The 18,084-nt window shown below is 72.2% G+C and carries 12 protein-coding genes; 5 read left to right on the top strand and 7 right to left on the bottom strand.

All coding sequences use genetic code 11. The annotated features are described in order from the left end of the window. The first annotated feature begins 5 nt into the window (after positions 1–5). Both Hbl1158_RS15075 and Hbl1158_RS15080 read left to right on the top strand, forming a co-directional pair. On the top strand, positions 6–1,106 hold the full coding sequence (locus Hbl1158_RS15075; RefSeq protein ID WP_234299697.1) for a GNAT family N-acetyltransferase: 1,101 nt from the start codon (positions 6–8) through the stop codon (positions 1,104–1,106). Between the two features lie 171 nt (positions 1,107–1,277). Beyond that, on the top strand, positions 1,278–2,375 hold the full coding sequence (locus Hbl1158_RS15080) for a hypothetical protein (protein WP_234299698.1): 1,098 nt from the start codon (positions 1,278–1,280) through the stop codon (positions 2,373–2,375). A gap of 74 nt (positions 2,376–2,449) precedes the next feature. Here the strand turns inward: Hbl1158_RS15080 and Hbl1158_RS15085 are convergent, their stop codons facing one another. The 5 genes from Hbl1158_RS15085 to Hbl1158_RS15105 all read right to left on the bottom strand — a co-directional run bounded on the left by Hbl1158_RS15085 (position 2,450) and on the right by Hbl1158_RS15105 (position 9,513). Beyond that, a complete protein-coding gene (locus tag Hbl1158_RS15085) occupies positions 2,450–3,451 on the bottom strand; it encodes an SDR family NAD(P)-dependent oxidoreductase (protein WP_234299699.1) in 1,002 nt (333 codons plus the stop codon). Beyond that, entirely contained in the window at positions 3,448–4,353 is a 906-nt protein-coding gene (locus Hbl1158_RS15090) for a hypothetical protein (RefSeq protein ID WP_234299700.1), read from the bottom strand. Before Hbl1158_RS15090 ends, Hbl1158_RS15085 begins: the two co-directional genes overlap by 4 nt. Further along, the gene (locus Hbl1158_RS15095) at positions 4,350–5,651 is read right to left on the bottom strand and encodes a Gfo/Idh/MocA family oxidoreductase (protein WP_234299701.1); all 1,302 of its coding nucleotides are present in this window, start codon (positions 5,649–5,651) and stop codon (positions 4,350–4,352) included. Before Hbl1158_RS15095 ends, Hbl1158_RS15090 begins: the two co-directional genes overlap by 4 nt. A gap of 187 nt (positions 5,652–5,838) precedes the next feature. Then, positions 5,839–7,914 (bottom strand): hypothetical protein, encoded by a 2,076-nt coding sequence (locus tag Hbl1158_RS15100; RefSeq protein ID WP_234299702.1) that lies wholly within the window; start codon positions 7,912–7,914, stop codon positions 5,839–5,841. 138 nt (positions 7,915–8,052) lie between these two features. Continuing rightward, on the bottom strand, positions 8,053–9,513 hold the full coding sequence (locus Hbl1158_RS15105) for a flippase (protein ID WP_234299703.1): 1,461 nt from the start codon (positions 9,511–9,513) through the stop codon (positions 8,053–8,055). 412 nt (positions 9,514–9,925) lie between these two features. On the opposite strand from Hbl1158_RS15105, the gene Hbl1158_RS15110 reads away from it, so the two are divergent. From Hbl1158_RS15110 to Hbl1158_RS15120, 3 genes are all read left to right on the top strand, one after another. Beyond that, entirely contained in the window at positions 9,926–11,896 is a 1,971-nt protein-coding gene (locus Hbl1158_RS15110) for a hypothetical protein (protein ID WP_234299704.1), read from the top strand. 315 nt (positions 11,897–12,211) lie between these two features. Continuing rightward, positions 12,212–13,468 carry a hypothetical protein gene (locus Hbl1158_RS15115; protein WP_234299705.1) on the top strand — a complete coding sequence of 419 codons (1,257 nt, stop codon included), beginning with the start codon at positions 12,212–12,214 and terminating at the stop codon, positions 13,466–13,468. A 40-nt stretch (positions 13,469–13,508) separates the two neighbouring features. Beyond that, positions 13,509–15,353, top strand: a complete 1,845-nt coding sequence (locus Hbl1158_RS15120; RefSeq protein ID WP_234299706.1) for a hypothetical protein — start codon at positions 13,509–13,511, stop codon at positions 15,351–15,353. A 194-nt stretch (positions 15,354–15,547) separates the two neighbouring features. On the opposite strand, the gene Hbl1158_RS15125 is transcribed toward Hbl1158_RS15120, so the two are convergent. Beyond that, positions 15,548–16,663: a glycosyltransferase gene (locus Hbl1158_RS15125; RefSeq protein WP_234299707.1), complete on the bottom strand. Its 1,116-nt coding sequence runs from the start codon at positions 16,661–16,663 to the stop codon at positions 15,548–15,550. An 85-nt stretch (positions 16,664–16,748) separates the two neighbouring features. Continuing rightward, a complete protein-coding gene (locus Hbl1158_RS15130; RefSeq protein ID WP_234299708.1) occupies positions 16,749–17,939 on the bottom strand; it encodes a glycosyltransferase family 2 protein in 1,191 nt (396 codons plus the stop codon). Between the last annotated feature and the right edge of the window lie 145 nt (positions 17,940–18,084).

Below are 18,084 nucleotides of genomic sequence, written 5' to 3' on the forward strand. Positions count from 1 at the left end.
GGAAGATGACAGCCGGAGGAGACGAGGCGACGACCGACCGGAACGGGCTGGAGGCGACCGTCCACCGGACGACCGACGGGATGGACGCGAGCCAGTTGAACAACCTCGTGCAGCAGTCGGACGGCGGCACGCTGTTCCATCGCCACGAGTGGCTCGCGGCCGTCGAGGAGGGCCTCGCGGGCGAGGCGCGCCACGTCGTCGTCCGCACGGACGGCAACCCGGTCGGCCTGCTCGCCAACGTCGCGACGGCGGTGCCGTTACCCGACGGAACCGACTGCCGGGTCGCCGACCGGATTCCGTTGCAGTACGTCGCGCCGCCCCCGCCCGGCTACGGCGGCCCGGTCGTCGCCGGCGACACGGGGGAGGTCCTCGCTCGGCTCCTCGATCCGGCCCTTCTGCCCGACGGGACGACCCTGTTCCACCGCGTCCAGTCGTACGAGTCCGACGCGCTCGGGTACGCCCGAACCCTGGAGGCGATGGGCTACGACGCCCGCCTCGCGGAGTGCACCTTCTTCATCGACCTCCGGAAGGACTGGGAGACGATCCTCGGAGAGATGAGCTCGAGCCGACGCAGGGCGGTTCGCAACGCCGTCGACCAGGAGTTCTCCGTCGAGATCGAGCCGCTCGGGGCGGATCTGTCGCGGACGTACGACCGCTACCACGCCAACGTGGACCGGGTCGGCGGCGATCGACTCCCGCGGGCGTTCCTCGCCGCCTTGGCCGAGCGACTCCCCGACCGCGTTCGGGTGTTCACAGCGACCGTCGACGGCCGAGAGGTGGGACGATACGTCTACCTCCTCGACGACGAGGGCGGCGTGCTCCACCATTGGCTGTCGGCGATCGGCGACAGCGACGACTTCGACCGCTACCCCTCGGAGCTGCTCCACCGCGAGGCGATCCGGTGGGGGATCGACCGCGGCTACGACCGCTACTCCTTCGGCCCGGTCGAGCCGCACTACGACAACTCGGTCTACCGGTTCAAGCGCCGGTACGGCGGCACGCCCGTCCAGTCGTACCGCTGGGAGCGCGGACACATCCCTGTCGCGTGGCGGGCGTACAACCTCGCCCGCACGTGGTTCCGGCGCTCGCAGATCGACGCGGGGTGACCGGAGCGGTACCCGACAACGCCGGCGACCGATCGACCCGGCGACAGGTCCGCGTCCGCGACGCTGACCGCGCCGGCGACTCGGTCGGAACCGGGTCGTCGCCGACGGGAAAGCCGACCGTACTCGCGCCGCGTCCGGCTAACAAAGGCGGCTCCGACGATGGGTCGGACGATGCGACTCCTCATCTTCGCGAACACGCCCGCGCACGTCCACCTGTACCGGAACGCGGTGTCGCGCCTGTGCGACCGCGGGCACGACGTGCTGGTGCTCGGCCGCGACGACGGCTGCGCGGTCGACCTGCTTGAGTATCACGACCTGCCGTACGAACTGTACGGCCGGCGAGGCGAGACCAGGCGGGCGCTCCTCCGGAACCTCCCCGGCCACTACGCCCGGATACTCCGCCGCGCCCGCTCGTTCGACCCCGACCTGATTTTCGGGATGGGCGCGTACGCGGCTCCCGCCGGCGTCGCGAGCGACACGCCCGTGATCGCCGTCCAGGACTCCGAGCCGCACGGTCTCGACTACACGCTCTCGCGGCTCGTCGTGGACGCGTTCCTCACGCCGTACACCTTCGCTCGCGACCTCGGGCCCACGCACTACCGCGTTCGGGGGTTCAAAGAGAGCGCCTATCTCCACCCCGACGTGTACGCCCCGGAGTGCGACATCCGGGCGGAACTCGGCGTCGACGCCGACGAGCCGTTCGTCGTCGTTCGGTTCAACGGCTGGGGCGCGTACCACGACGTGGGTCGCTCGGGGTTCGACACCGACCAGCGTCGGACCCTGCTCGAACGCCTCGCCGAGCACGCGACCGTCGTCGTCACCGACGAGCGCGACCGGGGGACCGCCCTCCCGGACGGCGTCCGCCCGTTCGACGTGCACCCGGCGTACGTCCACGACGCGCTCGCGGCGGCCTCGCTGCTGGTCGCCGACACGCAGACGATGGTGACGGAGGCGGCGCTGCTGGGGACGCCGGCGCTCCGGTCCAACTCCTTCGTCGGCGACGGCGACATGGGGAACTTCCGCGAACTCGCGGCTCACGGCCTCGTCGAGAACGTCCCGCCGTCGTCGTTCGACCGCCTCGCCGAGCGCGCGGTCGAGCTTCTCACCGACGACGCGCGGGCCGCGTGGCGTCGCCGCCGGGAGGCGTTCGTCGACGACCTGATCGACCTCACGGCGCTGCTGGTCGACCTCGCGGAGGCCCCCGATCCCGTCGCCCGACTTGAGGGCCGTCCCACCGAGACGATCACGCCCGCGATCGAGATTCCGTGACTCCAGCGGGCCCGGGGACGACCGGGAACCGTCGCCGGCGACGCCCACCGCCGGCGACGCCCCCTCGGCGGCTCTCACCCCTCGGCACCGAGCGACGGATACTCGTCGCCCCCGCGGCCACGATACCACTCGACCGCGTCGTCGACGTGATCGGACAGCGGTCGATAGCTGTACCCGAGTTCGCGGCGCGCCCGCGCCGAGGAGTAGAACAACTCGCTCGTCGCCAGCCGCGCCATCGCGGGATCGAACGGGAACACCCGCCGGCCAGTCTTCCCCTCGAGCACGGCGGCGGCGTGGCCGGCGGCGACGACGGCCGCCCGAGGGACGCGAAGCCGCGGCCGACGCCCGTCGCCGGCGGCGGCGATCACTCCCAGCGCCTCGCCGTACGTCAGGTTCTCGCCGCCGAGGACGTACTCCCGTCCGGCCTCGCCGCGCTCGATCGCCGCCCGGATCCCGCCGGCCACGTCGGCCGGAGCGACGAAGCTCGCGCCGCCAGGGAGCGTCGCCGGCGACGGCGGCGTCGCGAGCGCGAGTCGACACAGCCGCGCGGTGAACGCCCGATCGCCCGGCCCGAACACCGAGGTCGGGCGCACCACGACCGCGTCGCCGCCGTCGGCGATGTACGACCGGACGGCCGACTCGCCGGCCGCCTTCGACCGCTGGTAGGCCCCGACCGGCCGGGCGAGGTCCGCCTCCGTCGCAACGCCCTCGGTTCGCCTGAGCCCGGCCGTGCTCGCGACGACGACGCGCTCGACGGCGTCGGCCTCCCCGGCGCAGGCGTCGAGCACGTGCTCGGTCCCTCGTCGGTTCGTCGCCGCCACCGTCGCCGGATCGGCGTCCGCGAGGCCGACGCCCGCGAGGTGGACGACGACTGAACAGTCGCGGACGGCCGCGCGGCAGTTCTCCGGCGAGCGCACGTCCGCCGACCGCCATTCGTCCACGTTGCCGGCGAGATGTGCCGGCGGCTCGTCTCCCCGCCCGCTCCCGCGGACCGTCCAGCCCTCGGCCGCGAGGTCGCGACACGTCGCCGTCCCGAGGACGCCGCTCGCGCCGGTGACGAGCGCGCGCCCGGTCACGGGTCCAGCTGGGGCGGGTAGGCGTCCCCGGTCAGATCGGTGTACAGTCGGTAGGCGCGCCTGACCGCCGGGCCGGGCGTTCCCCGAGTCGGGCGGGGCCCGCGCGGCAGCGACGCACGGATCGCTCCGGCGTCTATGGACCGGAGTCGCGGCGGCTCGTCGGGCCCCGGAAGCGCCGCGAGCGCCGGCACGTCGCCGGGATCGACACCGACGAGCCACGCCGCGAACCGGTCGACCACCGGGGCGTCGCCGCCGACCACGACGCCCGTCGCGCGGGGCTCGCCCGTGTAGCTGTACGTGCCGTCGAGGACCGCCCCCGCGGGGTCGACGGCGAGGGCCGCGGCGGCGACAGAGCGCGCCGCCGTCGGCGACACCCGGGCGTGACGAGCCACCGTCGCGGTCGCCGTCGCGACCGGCGCGTCGGTCCCGTACCGCAGCGACGGGACCGCGACGACCGGGCGGTCGACGAGCGCCGCGGGCACGTCGACGGTCCGCTCGCCCCCGTCGACCGTGACCGTCCTGTCGGGCGTCTCGCCGGGGCGAAGATCGAGTCGTTCGACCCCGCCGGTCCTCGCGTCGCCTGTTCCCGCGTCGCCGGCCGCCTCGACGCGTTCGTCGTACCCCACCAGCGAGGCCGCGCGGTCGGCGTCCGCGTGGTCACCCGTCGAGACCGCGAGCCCGACGGGTCCGTCGGTCGCATCGCGAAGCGTCTCGACGACGGCCCCGACGACGACCGGATTCGCGACCATCCCGGTGCTCGTGTGATAGGGATACGGCAGGTCCGCGACGACGACCGGGCGGCCGTCGTCGGGGATCGCGAACTCCGCGACGATTTCCGCTACTCCCGCCCGAACCGACTCCGGGTGCTGGGGGTCGACCGAGCGTCCGAGGGGAGCGCTCACGGCTCGCCCCCGTCGGCGGTGCGCGCGGGTGCGTCGCGGTCGCTGTGGTCGTCGTGGTGGCCGTCGCGGTCGGGGTAGTCGTCGCGGCCGCGGTGGCCGTCGTGATCGTCGTCGCCGTCCCGGTCGATCGGTCCGATCCCGGGTTCGTTCTCCGCCGCGGCGTACGCCGCCTCGGCCAACTCCAGCGTCCGGACCCCGCGTTCGCCCCCGACGGGCGGGTCGCGGTCGGCGGCGACGGCGTCGAGGAAGTCCGCGAGCGCCCGGTAGTGCGCCCGGAGGTAGTACGTCGGCGCGAACGGCGCGGCGTCGCCGCCGCCGACCGCCCTGGCGACGTTGCCGGCGACGGACTTCGCGGCGTGAGCGTGGAGGTTCTTCGGTCGGTAGTCGACGCTGTCGACGGTGCCGGCGACGCCCTCGAGGCGCAGGCGGAAGTTCATCTCCGCGGCCGCCTCCCACTGGTAGCCGCCGCAGTGCATCGAGACGACGGTCCCGGACTCCTCGGCCCGCAACAGCACGGTCGCGGCGTCCTCGAACGGGAGCGAGAGCTGTCGGTCGGTCTCCGCGGCGATCACCGTCAGCTCCCCGAACAGGTGCTCCAGCACGTCGAACAGGTGCAGGCCGAGGTCGAGGAGGACGCCCCCGCCGGTCGCCTCGGGGTCGAGCGCCCAGTCGGCGACCCGTTCGGTCGGCGGCGGCGGGGCGAACGGGCCGCAGTTCACCCGGGAGACGCTCGCGAACGGGACGTGCCCGACGCGCCCCTCGCGCAGCGCCTCGGCGACGCGGTCGACCTCCGGGAGGTACCGGATCGTGTGGTCGACGCCGAGGCGGATACCGGCGTCGTCGGCGACCGCGAGCATCTCCCGTCCCTCGCTGACCGATCGGGCGAACGGCTTCTCGACGAAGGCGTCGCAGCCGGCGTCGGCGGCCGCCCGGACCGCCGGCGCGTGGAGCGACGGCGGGAGCGCCACGACGACGGCGTCGGGCGACTCCGTCGACAACAGCGTCCGGTAGTCGTCGTACACGGCGTCGACGCCGGCCTCGCGAGCGCGGTCGCGGTTGGCCGCCACAGCGTCCGCGGCGGCGACGGTCCGGACTCCGTCCGTCACGCGCGCTGACTCCAGGTGCACACGGCCGATCCGTCCGACCCCGAGGATCGCGAGGTCGACGGCGTCGTCGCGGTCGCTGTGCCGGTGGTCGTCGCGGTCGCCGTACCCGTAGCCGTCGCGATCGCCGTAGCCGTCCGGTTCGGCCGTTGCTTCGTCGTCGTTCCCCCTGCCGGCCGCGTGCAATCGCGACATGATCTGTGGCCGGGCGGTCGGCCGACGGCCGTTTTGTAACGGACGGCTTTCGCGATCTTGGGGCGCAGTTGGTCGGCCCTACCGGCGGACGTCGTCGCCGGAGCACGCGTCGGCGTCCCGTTCGTAGTCTCCCGCGTCGGCGTCCCGTTCGTAGCCTCCCGCGTCGCCGTCGGACCCACGCGTCACTTCACTCGTCGCCGGCGGCGTAGACGACCCGGTCGTCGCCGGCCACGAACACGACGCCGTGCTCGCGGTCGAGCGTCTCCCGATCCACCGGCAGGGGACCGTATACGGCGTGCCACCGTCCGCCGTAGCGGACGTAGAAGGAGGCGTGATCGGTGTGAGCGTACGCCCGGTCGACGAGCAGTCGCTCCCCGTCGACGGTCGGCTCCCGGGAGTCGAACGCGATGGCGTAGGTGGCCGTCGGGTACTCGGCCCCGCGTTCGAGGTGGTTCGCCGCGATCCGGTCGGCGACGGCGGTCACGCCGTTCCCGTTGTCGGCGACGAACTCGTAGGCGGCCGCCTCGGTCGTCGTCACGCCGAGGCGCTGGGCCGTCGGCGAGTCGTCGAGCACCGGGTCGTCGAGCGACCCCGCGGCGTTCCACGACATCGCGGCCGCGTACGGAGCGGCCACGACCACGAGCACGACGAGCGCTGCCGCCGCGTGTCTGGGACCGAGACCTCGACTGGCGGTCCCCGTTCCGAACGGCCCTCGGCGGCCACCGTCGTGACTTCGGCCGTCGCGTGTCCCTCTTACCCCGGATCCCGCGTCCGACCCGGAACCTGCGCCCGCCCGGGAATCCGCACTCGCCACCGCGCTCGATACCGCGCCCGCGACGGCGACGAGCCCCGCTCCTCCGAGCACGGACAGCGGGAGGTACAGGTACGCGAACCACCGGTAGGGGAACAGGAACCCGACCCCGAGCGCCGGCGGGACGAACACGCCGGCGGCCGTCGCGGCCGCGGCGACGCCGAGCCCTCCCACGAGCGGTCGGGTGCGCTCTCGCGCCGTCGACAGCCACACCAGCGCGCCGACGACGCCGAGTCCGAACAGGGCACCCACGCCGACGACCTGCAGCACCGAGAGGCTGGCCGACCCGGTGGGGACGAACGCCTCCGTCGCCGGGGGCGCGGTCGTCTCGCCGCCAGCGCCGATGTCGGCGACGGCGAGTGCGACCGCGGCGGCGACGCGGTCGAGGATCGTGTCCGAGCTACCGGGGCCCTGATATCCGACGACGGCGGCCTGGGAGATCCCGGCGAGCGTCGTCGCCCCGGCAACGGCGGCGACGGTCCGGCCCCCGCGGCCCGCCCACAGCGCGTAGCCGCCACCGACCGACACCGCGAGCACACCCGTCACGAACAGCGCGACCGGGTGCGTGAGCCACAGCGCCGCAAGCGCCGCGAGCACGACGGCGAGCCACGGGCGGTCGTCCTCGCTCGCGACCGCTCCCAGCACGCCCAGCACGGCGACGCCGGCGAACGCCACCCCGGTCGAGGTCGGTATCGCGTGCACGGACTGCCCGATCGCCCTGTCGGCGGCGAGGTAGAGCCATCCGGCGACGACGCCGACGCGCGGACGACCCGCCCCGGCGGCGATCGCGTACGCGGTCGCGACCGGCACGACGACGAGGGGAACGGTCACGCCGAGGAACGTCGCGTGGCGCGGGGAGACCTCGCCGACCGCGGAGACGGCGGCGATCTGGAGGTGGTGCAGCGGCATGAACCAGTACTTCGACCCGGCGGTCGCCAGCGGCTCCAGCGATCCCGCCGCGACCACGTCGCCGGCGATCCGGGTGTGCCACACGGCGTCGTTGCCGATCTGGAGCGCGCTGGCGTAGTAGACGGTCGCGCGGTGGAAGACGCCGACGCCGAGGAGAATCCCGATCCGTAGCGCCGTCCCCTCGACCAGCAGCGCGAGGACCAGCGCGGACACGAGCAGGACGACGAGTCCGACGTGCACCGGGATCGTTCGCCGGTATCCCGCCGAGGCGTACAGCACCGCCGTCGCGGCGACCGCACACAGCGCCGCGATCGCGACCAGCGCGGTCGCGGCGTCGGCGTCGGCATCGAACGACGGGACGATCGGCTCCGGCCTCCGGCGACGGAGGACGACCCAGCCGAGCACGCCCGCGAGCACCAGCGGGCCGATCACCCGCGGGTACGGGTTCGCGACGGACAGCGACAGCGCCGTCGCGGCGAGTCCGGCGAGCGCGGCGGCCACCGCCGGCAGCGCCGCCGAACGCTCGATGTCGACGAGTCGCATTCGAGTGCCGGTCCGCGGCCGCCGGCCTTAGTAAGCACACGCCTTCGGCGCGTCCGAGGATCCGGTCACGCCGGCGAGTGCGCGTAAGCCCGGATTACGCCCTCTGCTGTTCGCTCGCGTGGTCGGACCGATCGCGGGTCACAGCGCCGCCCGGAGTCTCGACACGTCGAGGACGCCGCTGGCGACCGCGAGGACGAACCACACCGCGACCGCGCACGCGACGACCGACGCGAGGGAGGCGACCCCGGCGATCAGCGGTCGCAGGAGCACGACCACCGCGGCCATCGCGGCTGAGATGCCGACGACGACGACGCCCGTCCGCGCCACCGACCGGACGTCGAACCGCAGCGCGCGGTGCAGGAAGTAGACGTTCAAAGCCGTGTAGGTGCTCTTCGAGACGACCGTCGCGATCGCCGCCCCGAGCACGCCCAACGTCGGGATCAACACGAGGTTCAGTCCGACGTTGGCGGCCGCGAGCGTGACCTCCGACCGCGCCCGGTCGTGCGCCTCGCCGAGGTAGTCGAGGCTGTTGTTGGTGATCGAGGTCACGGCCCGCACGAGCACGAACGGGCCGAACACCTGGAGCAGGGGGATCGCCCCGGCGTAGCCGGAGCCGAACACGTGGACGACGAGCGGTCGCGCCACGAGCGCGAGGCCGACGCCGGCGGGAACGAACAGCGCCAGCACGTACGTCAGCGATCGCTCGTAGATCGCCGCGGCGACCGCGTCGTCGCCGTCGGCGCGCCGGCCGCCCAACTGCGGCGAGATCACGAACCCCAGCGCGGAGGCGGGGACGACGCTGAACTGGACCAACTGGCGCGCGAGCGTGTAGAAGCCGACGGCCGTCGGGTTGACGAACACGCCCACGAGCAGCGTCGTCGACCGCGCGTCGATCACGGTCGCGGCGTTGATCCCGGTGATCGGCGCGCTGTACGAGAGGATGCGTCGGCCCAGCCCGGGGTCGGGCGACGACGACTCGGGAGCGTCGCGGTAGTAGCGGACGTACAGGAGCCAGCCGCCGACGGTCGCGGCGACGGCGTAGCTTGCCACGTACCCCAGGAGCGCGCCCAGCACGTCCAGTCCCAGGAGGACGAACGCGACGACGAACGCCAGCCGAAGCACGCTCTCGGTCACGGAGACGACCGCGCTCAGCTCCAGGCGGTCGAGCGCCTGAAACGTCACGTGACAGAACGTGTACAGCGCCGAGAACACGACGTAGCCCGCGCCCGCGGTCAACAGCGGCGGCAGCGCGGGCGCGCCCAACAGCGCGGCGATCGGGTCGTCGAACAGCGCCAGCGCCGCCCCGAACGCGACGGTCGCGACGAGCAGGTAGCCGACCGTCAGCCGGATCACGTGCGGTACGAGTCCCTCGTCGGTCTCCAGGTAGGCCGTCACGTACCGCGCCCCCGACTTCGGAATACTGGAGAACACCTCGACCAGCATCAGCACCGAGAGCGCGAAGTACAACAGCCCGTACCCGCCCGGATCGAGCAGCACGCGCGTGAGCAACAGCAGCATCGCGCCGCGCGCGAGCTGTGAGACCGTCGTCGCGAGGAGCGTGACCTTCACCCCGCGGACGATCCGCGCCGTGAGGTCCATCCGGTGTCGCCTCGGCCCGGTCGGTCATTGTTACCCCCCGCGTCCGCGCTCGTACGACGGGCCTACCGGCGCTCGTCGCCGGCGACGCACGCGACCGCGCTCGCGACGCGGTCGGCACCCGTGTCGATCCGGATCGCCGTCGCTCCTCCCGCCCTCCTATTCACATCATTCGAGATATAATTCAGTCCTACCCACGTCTCCAGCGATCTATTCCACTCTTACTCGCGTCGCCGCCGAGCGCGCGCCGCCGATCCCTCCCCGGTAATCCCTCCGTACGTGAAAGCCGATTGACGGGGATGGACGGGGTCCTGCATCCAATCGGCCCCAACCCGTCGCAACTGGTAGGCTACTAACGAGTAAGGAGATCCGAACGCGTACGAACGCCCTTGTAGGCAACGCCTTCCTCTCGGGTATGGCCAAACGCCATCAGGAGAAAGACGAGGCTACCGACGGTAGTTCCCGCGTTACCAGGCGGTCGTGCATTCAACTCGCAGGGGTCGCGATGGGATCGGCGCTGGGCGCGAGCGCGTTCGCCGGCCGGTCGAACGCGGCGGAGCCGACCGTGGACCTCTCCGGGGGCGACGACATCGCACCGCTGCTGTCGAACGTCTCCGACGGGGAGACGCTCGTGTTGCCCCAGGGTACCTACGACCTCCGCGGCGACGTGTCGATCGACGCCGACGACTTCACGGTCCACGGAAACGGCTCGGTGATCCGCACCTACGAGTCCTACGGGCACGACCTCCGACTGGACGGTTCGAACTACGAGTTCAGTCACATGGCGTTCGAGCCGCAAAACGGGAACGACGACAGCGTCTGGATGACCCTGTGGCCGTACGGCTCCGACTGGCACGTTCACCACCTCGCGTGGCTCTCCGAGAAGCGCGTCTCTTCGGACGACCTCGGTAGCACGATCCGACCAGGCGTCGAGAGCGGTTCCGAGGGGAACCTCACCGACATCTGGCTCGGCGCGGGCGTCGGCGACCAGCAGGGGAACTCGCACGTCCATTGCTTCGGCTCGGTCGACGACGACCTCTGGATCCGTCGGTCGTACTTCTACCAGGGCGGGGTCTACGGCGCGAACAGCTCGAGCGAACAGGTCCGGAACGAGGGAACCACCCACTTCGAAGGGTGCTACTTCGAGAACTGTTACAACACCTGCGCGCGGACGGGCGGCCACTACCAGGACACCTACATTCGCGACTGCGTGATGAACCTCTCGGACCGCGACGACGTGCCGAGCAAGCCGTCCTACTCGGACAGCTACTTCCGCGGGGTGTGGGCGTGGCACGGCCCGGTGATCCTCGAGAACGTCCACATCAACGGGGCGGCCGACCGGGCGCTGGCCGTCGAGGACCGGCAGATCGTCCAGGAGTCGTACATCGACTACCGCAGCGGCGCGTACACCGGCGCGATCCAGCACCCCGACAAGGTGCAGGTGGACTCCTCGGTCGACTCGGACCCGCGGACCGACCCCCCAGACGACTGCGTCACCAGCGCCGAGGAGGCGTACGTTCCGGCCGACCAGGGATCAGGACGGACGGGCGACGACACGGACGGAGACACCGACGGCGGGACCGCCGAGTACGACCACACGCTGGAGGTCCGCGGCACCGGAACCGCGACCAACTACGAGTTCGCCGTCGACGGCGACCTCGCGGGCGGCGGCGACCTCGAGCAGTGGGACTCGATCGAGGGCAGCAGCGCGTCGGGGTGGGTGACCGAGCAGGGGCACGTCGACACCTTCCGGTTCACCGGCTCGGTCGCGTCGTTCGCGTTCGCGCAGGGCGAGGCGGAGGTCCTGCTGGACGGCGAGCAGGTGGACCCCGCCTCGTTCGGGGAGTCCGAGCACGACCACACGCTCGCGGTGCGCGGCACGGGAACGGCCACGAACTACGAGTTCACGGTGGACGGAGAGCTATCGGGCGGCGGCGACCTCGAACAGTGGGACTCCGTCGACGGGAGCAGCGCGTCCGGGTGGGTGACGGACCCGGACCACACCGACACCTTCCAGTTCACCGGCTCGGTCACGTCGTTCGCGTTCGCGCAGGGCGAGGCGGAGGTCCTGCTGGACGGCGAGCAGGTCGATCCGACGTCGCTGACGGACGACGGATCCGACGAGTCCGGCGACGACACCCTTCCCAAGCGGATCGTCATTGACGGTACGAGGGTAGACGGTCCGGCGACGTACACGTTCGAGGTGTCCGGCGAGGTCCAGCCTCACGCCGACCGCGACGACTTGGAGGCCGAGGACGCCATCGAGGGATCCACGGTCACCGGTACCATCGGCAACGACCTCGACACCTACCGATACAGCGGGGCCATCCTCTCGCTGAACGTCGACGGCGCGGCGACCGCGCGGCTCGGATCGGCGGATCAGTAGTCGCGGCGAGTCGGTCGCCGGTCCTCGGTTCGGTCGCCGGTCCCCGGTTCGGTCGCCGATCTTCGATGTCGCCCGCTCGCTCGTCCGTGAGCCGTGTAGCTGACGCATAACAAGGTCCGACCCATCCGGACGGTTCTCCGTGATTCCCCTCGTTCGAACGCGCTCAGCGTGCACCTCACCGGACCGGGTGCCAACGTCCGCTTCGAAACTAGCGTCGGGTTCTGGAGCCGCATTGGACTCGGGACGCTCGGCGGCCGGGCGCGTTCCGGAACAGTCGGTCTCTCCCGCCCCATCGGCGCACGTCGCCCGCGGGGGATGACCGACGCCGACCGGCCCGCGAGCGGCGCTGACGCGGACGACGCTGACGCGGGCGACCGCGCGATCTCGGACGACGCTGACGCGGACGACAGCGCAGCCTCGACCGACACAGCCCCGGAAGTGAGCCGCCGGTCGTACCTCCGGATCGCCGGGGGAGCCGTCGGCGCGGCCGTCGTCGCGGGCACGGTCGGCGCGGCCGTCGACGGGCTCGCTCCGACGGTCGATATCGAGGACGGCGACGACGTCGCGCCGCTGCTGTCGGACGTCTCCGACGGGGAGACACTCGTGTTGCCGCAGGGCACCTACGACCTCCGGGGCGACGTGTCGATCGACGCCGACGACTTCACGGTCCACGGAAACGGCTCGGTGATTCGAACCTACGAGTCCTACGGCCACGAGCTCGCTTTGGCCGGCTCGAACTACGAGTTCAGCCACATGGCGTTCGAGCCGCAAAACGGGAGCGACGACAGCGTGTGGATGACGCTGTGGCCGTACGGCTCCGACTGGCACGTCCACCACCTCGCGTGGCTCTCCGAGAAGTGCGTCCCGTCAGAGTCGATCGGCAGCACGATCCGGCCGGGCGTCGAGAGCGGCTCCGAGGGGAACCTCACCGACCTCTGGCTCGGCGCGGGCGTCGGCGACCAGCAGGGGAACTCGCACGTCCATTGCTTCGGCTCGGTCGACGACGACCTCTGGATCCGCCGGTCGTACTTCTATCAGGGCGGGGTCTACGGCGCGAACAGCTCGAGCGAACGGGTCCGAAACGAGGGGACCACTCACTTCGAGGGCTGCTACTTCGAGAACTGTTACAGCCACAGCATCCGGACCGGCGGCCACTTCCAGGACACGCACGTCCGCGACTGCGTCGTGACGCTGACCGAGCGCGGGAGGGTCCCGAGCAACCCGGCGTACTCGACGAACATCTTCCGCGGGGTGTGGGCGTGGCACGGCCCCGTGATCCTCGAGGACGTTCACGTGTCGGCTCAGACCGGACGCAGACGGACGGACGCCCGCGCGCTGGCGGTCGAGGACCGTCGGATCGTTCAGGCGTCGTACATCGATTACCGCAGCGGCGCGTACACCGGACCGGTCGGCCAGCCCGACCGAGTCTGGATCGACTCCTCGGTCGGTTCGGAACCTCGGACCGACCCCCCGGACGCCTGCGTCACCACTCCCGAGGAGGCGTACCTCGGCACCACAGCCCCCGGGGGGTCGCTCGCGCGTCCGTCGATGTGGTCGGGGTGTGACCGATGAGCCGACACCGTCGACGCGGCGGCGACGCTCGGCGGGGCCGATGACCGGCTTCGCGGGCGGCGTCGACGCCGGTCCTATCGCGGCGTCGCTGCCGGAGTCGTTGCTATCGGCGTCGCTGCTGACGGACGGCCGGTACGACACGCGCCGTCGCGCAGCCGGCGACGCGGCCGTCGGACTCGTCGAGCACGCCGACCGCGACCCCGCGAGCGACCTGATCCACGGCGACGGCGACCGCCTCGGGGTCCTGTACGGCGTGATATCGAACGATCGCGGCCGTGACCTCTCGCCGGAGGCGCTGTTCGAGCGCGTGCTCGCCGACCCGGGAGAGACGCTCCGCGGACTGGAGGGGCCGTTCGCGCTCGCGGCGGTCGACGCCGCCGACGGACGGGTAGTGATCGCGACCGACAAGGCCGGGAGTCGGCCCTGCTACTACGCGACCTCTCGGGGGCTGGCGTTCGCCTCGGGGCTCTCGCCGCTGGTGACGACGCTTCCGGACCCGACCGTCGACGCCCGCGCGGTGGGGAACCTCCTGGCGTACGGGGCCGTGCTCGGCGAGCGGACCGTGCTCGACGGGATCGCCGCGCTCCCGCCGGCGACGTACCTCGCCTACGAGGCGGACGAGGCGACCGCGACGCGGTACTGGACGCCGTCGATCGACGACCCGGATCAGGACGCCGGCGCGGACGCCGCCCCGACCGGCAGGGTCGCCGGCGCGATCGCCGAGGTCCCCGGACTCGCCGCGGCCCTCGACGACTGCTCGTACGTCGACGAGTGGGTCCGCCGGCACGGGACGGCGATCGGCGACCTGTCGCGGACGGTTGCGGACGACCTCTCCCTGTTCCTCTCGGGCGGGATCGACAGCCGCGTCACGGCCGCGGCGCTCCGGGAGGCGGGCCGGGAGTTCGACGCGCTGACGTACGCGACCGGCGAGGGCGGCAACCGCGCCAACGCTCGGCGCGTCGCCGACGCGGTGCGCGCGCCGATCGCGGAGGTCCCGGTCGGAAGCGGCTCGGGGGAGGCGTTCGTCGAGGGAGTCCGCCGGAGCGTCGACGCCGTCGACGCCATGTCCTCGTGGGCGTACGTCCCGGCGCTCCCGTTCGCGGTCGACGGCCTCGCGGACGCCGCCGAGGTGGTGATGGAGGGCGGAACCTTCCTCGGCGAGGACGTGTTCGCCCGCTACACCCGGCGGGGCGTGCCGGCCGTCGAGACGCTGTTCCGCAAGCGCTCGCTCCTGTCGGCCGACCGCGTCGCCGCGATCGTCGCCGAGGGCGTCGACCCGCGCGAGTCGATCGCGGCGGTCGTCGACGCCTCGCCGGAGTCCGACCCCGCGCGGCGTTCGGCGGAGTCGATGCGCCGGCTGTACGCGTGTCTCCACGCCCGAAGCACGATTCCCCTGCGGACTCGCGTCGGCACCCGGACGGTCGCCGACGGGCGGTTCCTCGAACACGTGCTGTCGATGCCCGACCGCTACCGGGTCGACACGGTCCCGTTCACCGAGGGGCGCGTCCCGTTCGCCGTGTCGCCGATGAAGCTCGCGACGGTCCGTCGGCTCGCGCCCGACCTCGCGTCGATCCCGTACGAGCGAACCGGCGTCGCCCCGTCGCGACCGCTCTGGGCGCACGTGATCGGTGCCGGCGCGGGTCGGATCTCGCCGTTCGACTCCGGCGCGACCCCCGACGGCTACCTGGGCCGATACCGGACCGAACCGATCGTCCGGTCGTTCATCGACGGCCTGATCGCGGACGCGGCCGGGCGGCCGTTTCTCGACGCGGCGGCCCTGGCGGACCTGCGCGCGGACGTGGGGGAGGACCGGAACCTGATCCCCGTCGCCGCCGTCGCCGGCCTGGAGCTGTGGCTGCAGACGCGTGTGGACCCGAATCGGTGAGCGACGGATCTCGTCGCGCTCGGCGTCGATGCAGTCGGGACCGTTGAGGCCGCGACTTCGAGACCGGCTCGGATGCGACGCCGGCGGCGACCGCGCTGGCGACGCCCTCGCGAATCGCGCTGGCGATGCAGCCGACGCGCAGCCGGCGACCGCGCTCGCGACGCCTTCCGTCAAGCACCGACACGTCGTCGCGGCTACAGCACGGACTCGTACACGTCGCGGAGTCGCTGTCCCATGTCGTTCCGGCTACGGATCCGCTCGCGGCCGTCGGCCTGGTGGCCGTCGCAGAGCACGGCCGCCAACCGGTCGGCGAGGGCGGCCTCGCCGGTGACGACGTGAGAGTTGCGGACGCCGTCGAGTAGGTCCGCGGCGAAGCCGACGTCGGTCGAGACGACGGGCGTGTTGCAGGCGGCGGCCTCCTTGACGGTCATCGGTCCAGCCTCGCGGCGGGAGGTGATCAACAGCGCGTCGCATGCGTTGTAGTACAGCGGCATCGACTCGTAGTCGACGCCCGAGACGCGCCGAAGCCGCGCCTCGACCGGCAGCCGGTCGACGACGCGGCGTGCCAGCGGGAGGTCCTTCACGGGCCGGCTGTCGTACGGGAACAACACCACTCGCTCGTCTGGATCCCACCCGAGCAGTCGGCGGGCGTCGTTCCGGGGGATCGGGCGGAACAGCTCCGTGTCCACGTCGAACTCGACGACGTGGCTCTCGCAGGGGAGCTCGCGGGCGAGCCGGCGCGACGGCGCGACGACTGCGTCGCTCAGACACGCGACGCGCTTGCTGACCGACGCGATCGCCCCGTCGGCCATCACGTCTGAGCCCCACAGCGTCACCACTACCGGCCGAGTGGGCTGGGCGATCGCCAGCGGGGTCACGGTCCCGTAGTTGGCGTGCACGACGTCGTACCCGTCGACCGCCTCGCGGACCGTGGCGGCCCACACGCGGAGGTACGCCACCGGCGACCGGTCGGAGCCGCTGCTGTACGGCGGCGGGCCGATGGTCGTACACGTCACGCCGTGGTCGGTCAGCGCCGTCACCTGCTGCCGGTAGAAGTTCGCCCTCGGGTTCGCCGACAGGCTCAGGACCCGTAACCGGTCGGCCGAGTCGCGGGTGTCGGAGACCGCGGCGTCGTCACCCGCGCCGTTCGCGTCGCTTTCATCGGTCGCGTCGTCGTCTCCGTCCCCGTCGCGCGCGTCGTCGATCGAGGCGGCGGCAGAACTCGCGGAGCCCCGTTCGCCGCCGGCGACGGAATCGCACGAGGGGCTCGCGACGCCGAGGAGGCGTCGCGCTACCGCCGAGTCGAGCATTCGATCGGGAGTCCGTCGATCGGCGCATTGTTATGACGCTGCTACGGTCCGGTCCCCGCTCGACTGGGACCCCCTACCGACGACCTCACCGGAGTTCGCGACGCTGGAGGCGTTCGTTGTGGACGGCGTCGCAGACCATCGCGGCCACGACGAACCAGGCGGCGACCAGTCCGACCGCGCAGGCGACGCCGGCGACCGTCACCGTCGCGGTGGCGGGTGCGGCCGCGGTCGCGACCGCGACGACGACCCACGCGAACAGCGCCGCGCTGGCGACGCCGCCGGCGACGCCGATCGGGTACAGGAACACGAGCGGGTGGAACTCGCGGACGACGTACTTCGTCCGGAGCCGCCAGAGGAACCGACCGAGGAGCAGCCGCGACACCCGCGGGATGAACTCGGCGTAGCCGATGCTGCTCTCCTCGTCGCGGTACACCGCTTGCATCCGTACGTCGGCGACGGTCATGGAGTGGGCGTTCAGGTGAACGAGCACGTCGTTGAGGAACCCGTAGTCGTCGTACACCGCGTCGAGGTCGAGGGTCGCGATCGCGTCCGCGGAGATCGCGGTGTACCCGTTCTGTGAGTCCTGGACCTGCCAGTAGCCGCTCGCGACCTTGGTCAAGAGGCTGAGCGCCGCGTTGCCGAGGAAGCGCCACGAGGTCATGCCGGCGCGGTGGTCGCGATCCAGGAGCCTGTCGCCCTTCGCGTAGTCGGCCGCGCCCGTCGCCACGGGGTGGACGATCCGGTCGAGGATCGCCGGGTCCATCTGGCCGTCGCCGTTCATCACCGCCGTCACGTCGACGCCGTCGCGCGCGGCCAGCCGGTAGCCCGTCTTGATCGCCGCGCCGACGCCGCGGTTCGCCCCGTGGCGGACCGCGTGTGCCCACCGGTCGGCCCCGTCCCCGCCGTCGGGAACGCCGGTCCCGTTGCTCTCCCGGGATCCGACGCCCGCACCTCCGCCGTCCGCGTGCTCCTCGTTCGCCCGTCCGTCGGCGGGCGAGTCGGCCTCTCCGACCGCCGTCGAATTTGTCCGTCCGGTCGCCGTCGCCCCGGCGGTCGCGGGCGCGGTCGGCTCAGCGTTCTCCGTCTCTCGAGACCCGCGACGGTCGTTCGCGCGCCGGACGTGGCGACGCACCTCCGCCCACGTCCCGTCGGTCGAGCGGTCGTCGACGACGTACAGTCTGTCGACGAATCCCGGGATCCCGTCGATCACGTCGCCGACGAACCCCTCCTCGTTGTACGCGGGCACGACGACTGCGATAGATTTTCCCCGATACATGATCCCGTCTCGGCCGCTGTCGCCCCGTCGCCGTCGACGACCCCCCGTCGCCGCGGCGGCGGCCACGCCCGACCGGAACTGCCGCCCGGGGAGGCATAGTAACCGTCTCGTTTCGCGACCTCCCGATCGACGTAACGCCGGATTT

Origin of the sequence: Halobaculum sp. CBA1158 (genome assembly GCF_021431925.1) — an archaeon.
GTDB lineage: Archaea > Halobacteriota > Halobacteria > Halobacteriales > Haloferacaceae > Halobaculum.

Coding starts and splice junctions, on each gene's coding strand:
- Hbl1158_RS15075 (WP_234299697.1), top strand. CDS start 6: ATGACAGCCGGAGGAGACGAGGCGACGACCGACCGGAACGGGCTGGAG.
- Hbl1158_RS15080 (WP_234299698.1), top strand. CDS start 1,278: ATGCGACTCCTCATCTTCGCGAACACGCCCGCGCACGTCCACCTGTAC.
- Hbl1158_RS15095 (WP_234299701.1), bottom strand. CDS start 5,651: ATGTCGCGATTGCACGCGGCCGGCAGGGGGAACGACGACGAAGCAACG.
- Hbl1158_RS15100 (WP_234299702.1), bottom strand. CDS start 7,914: ATGCGACTCGTCGACATCGAGCGTTCGGCGGCGCTGCCGGCGGTGGCC.
- Hbl1158_RS15105 (WP_234299703.1), bottom strand. CDS start 9,513: ATGGACCTCACGGCGCGGATCGTCCGCGGGGTGAAGGTCACGCTCCTC.
- Hbl1158_RS15110 (WP_234299704.1), top strand. CDS start 9,926: ATGGCCAAACGCCATCAGGAGAAAGACGAGGCTACCGACGGTAGTTCC.
- Hbl1158_RS15115 (WP_234299705.1), top strand. CDS start 12,212: ATGACCGACGCCGACCGGCCCGCGAGCGGCGCTGACGCGGACGACGCT.
- Hbl1158_RS15120 (WP_234299706.1), top strand. CDS start 13,509: ATGACCGGCTTCGCGGGCGGCGTCGACGCCGGTCCTATCGCGGCGTCG.
- Hbl1158_RS15125 (WP_234299707.1), bottom strand. CDS start 16,663: ATGCTCGACTCGGCGGTAGCGCGACGCCTCCTCGGCGTCGCGAGCCCC.
- Hbl1158_RS15130 (WP_234299708.1), bottom strand. CDS start 17,939: ATGTATCGGGGAAAATCTATCGCAGTCGTCGTGCCCGCGTACAACGAG.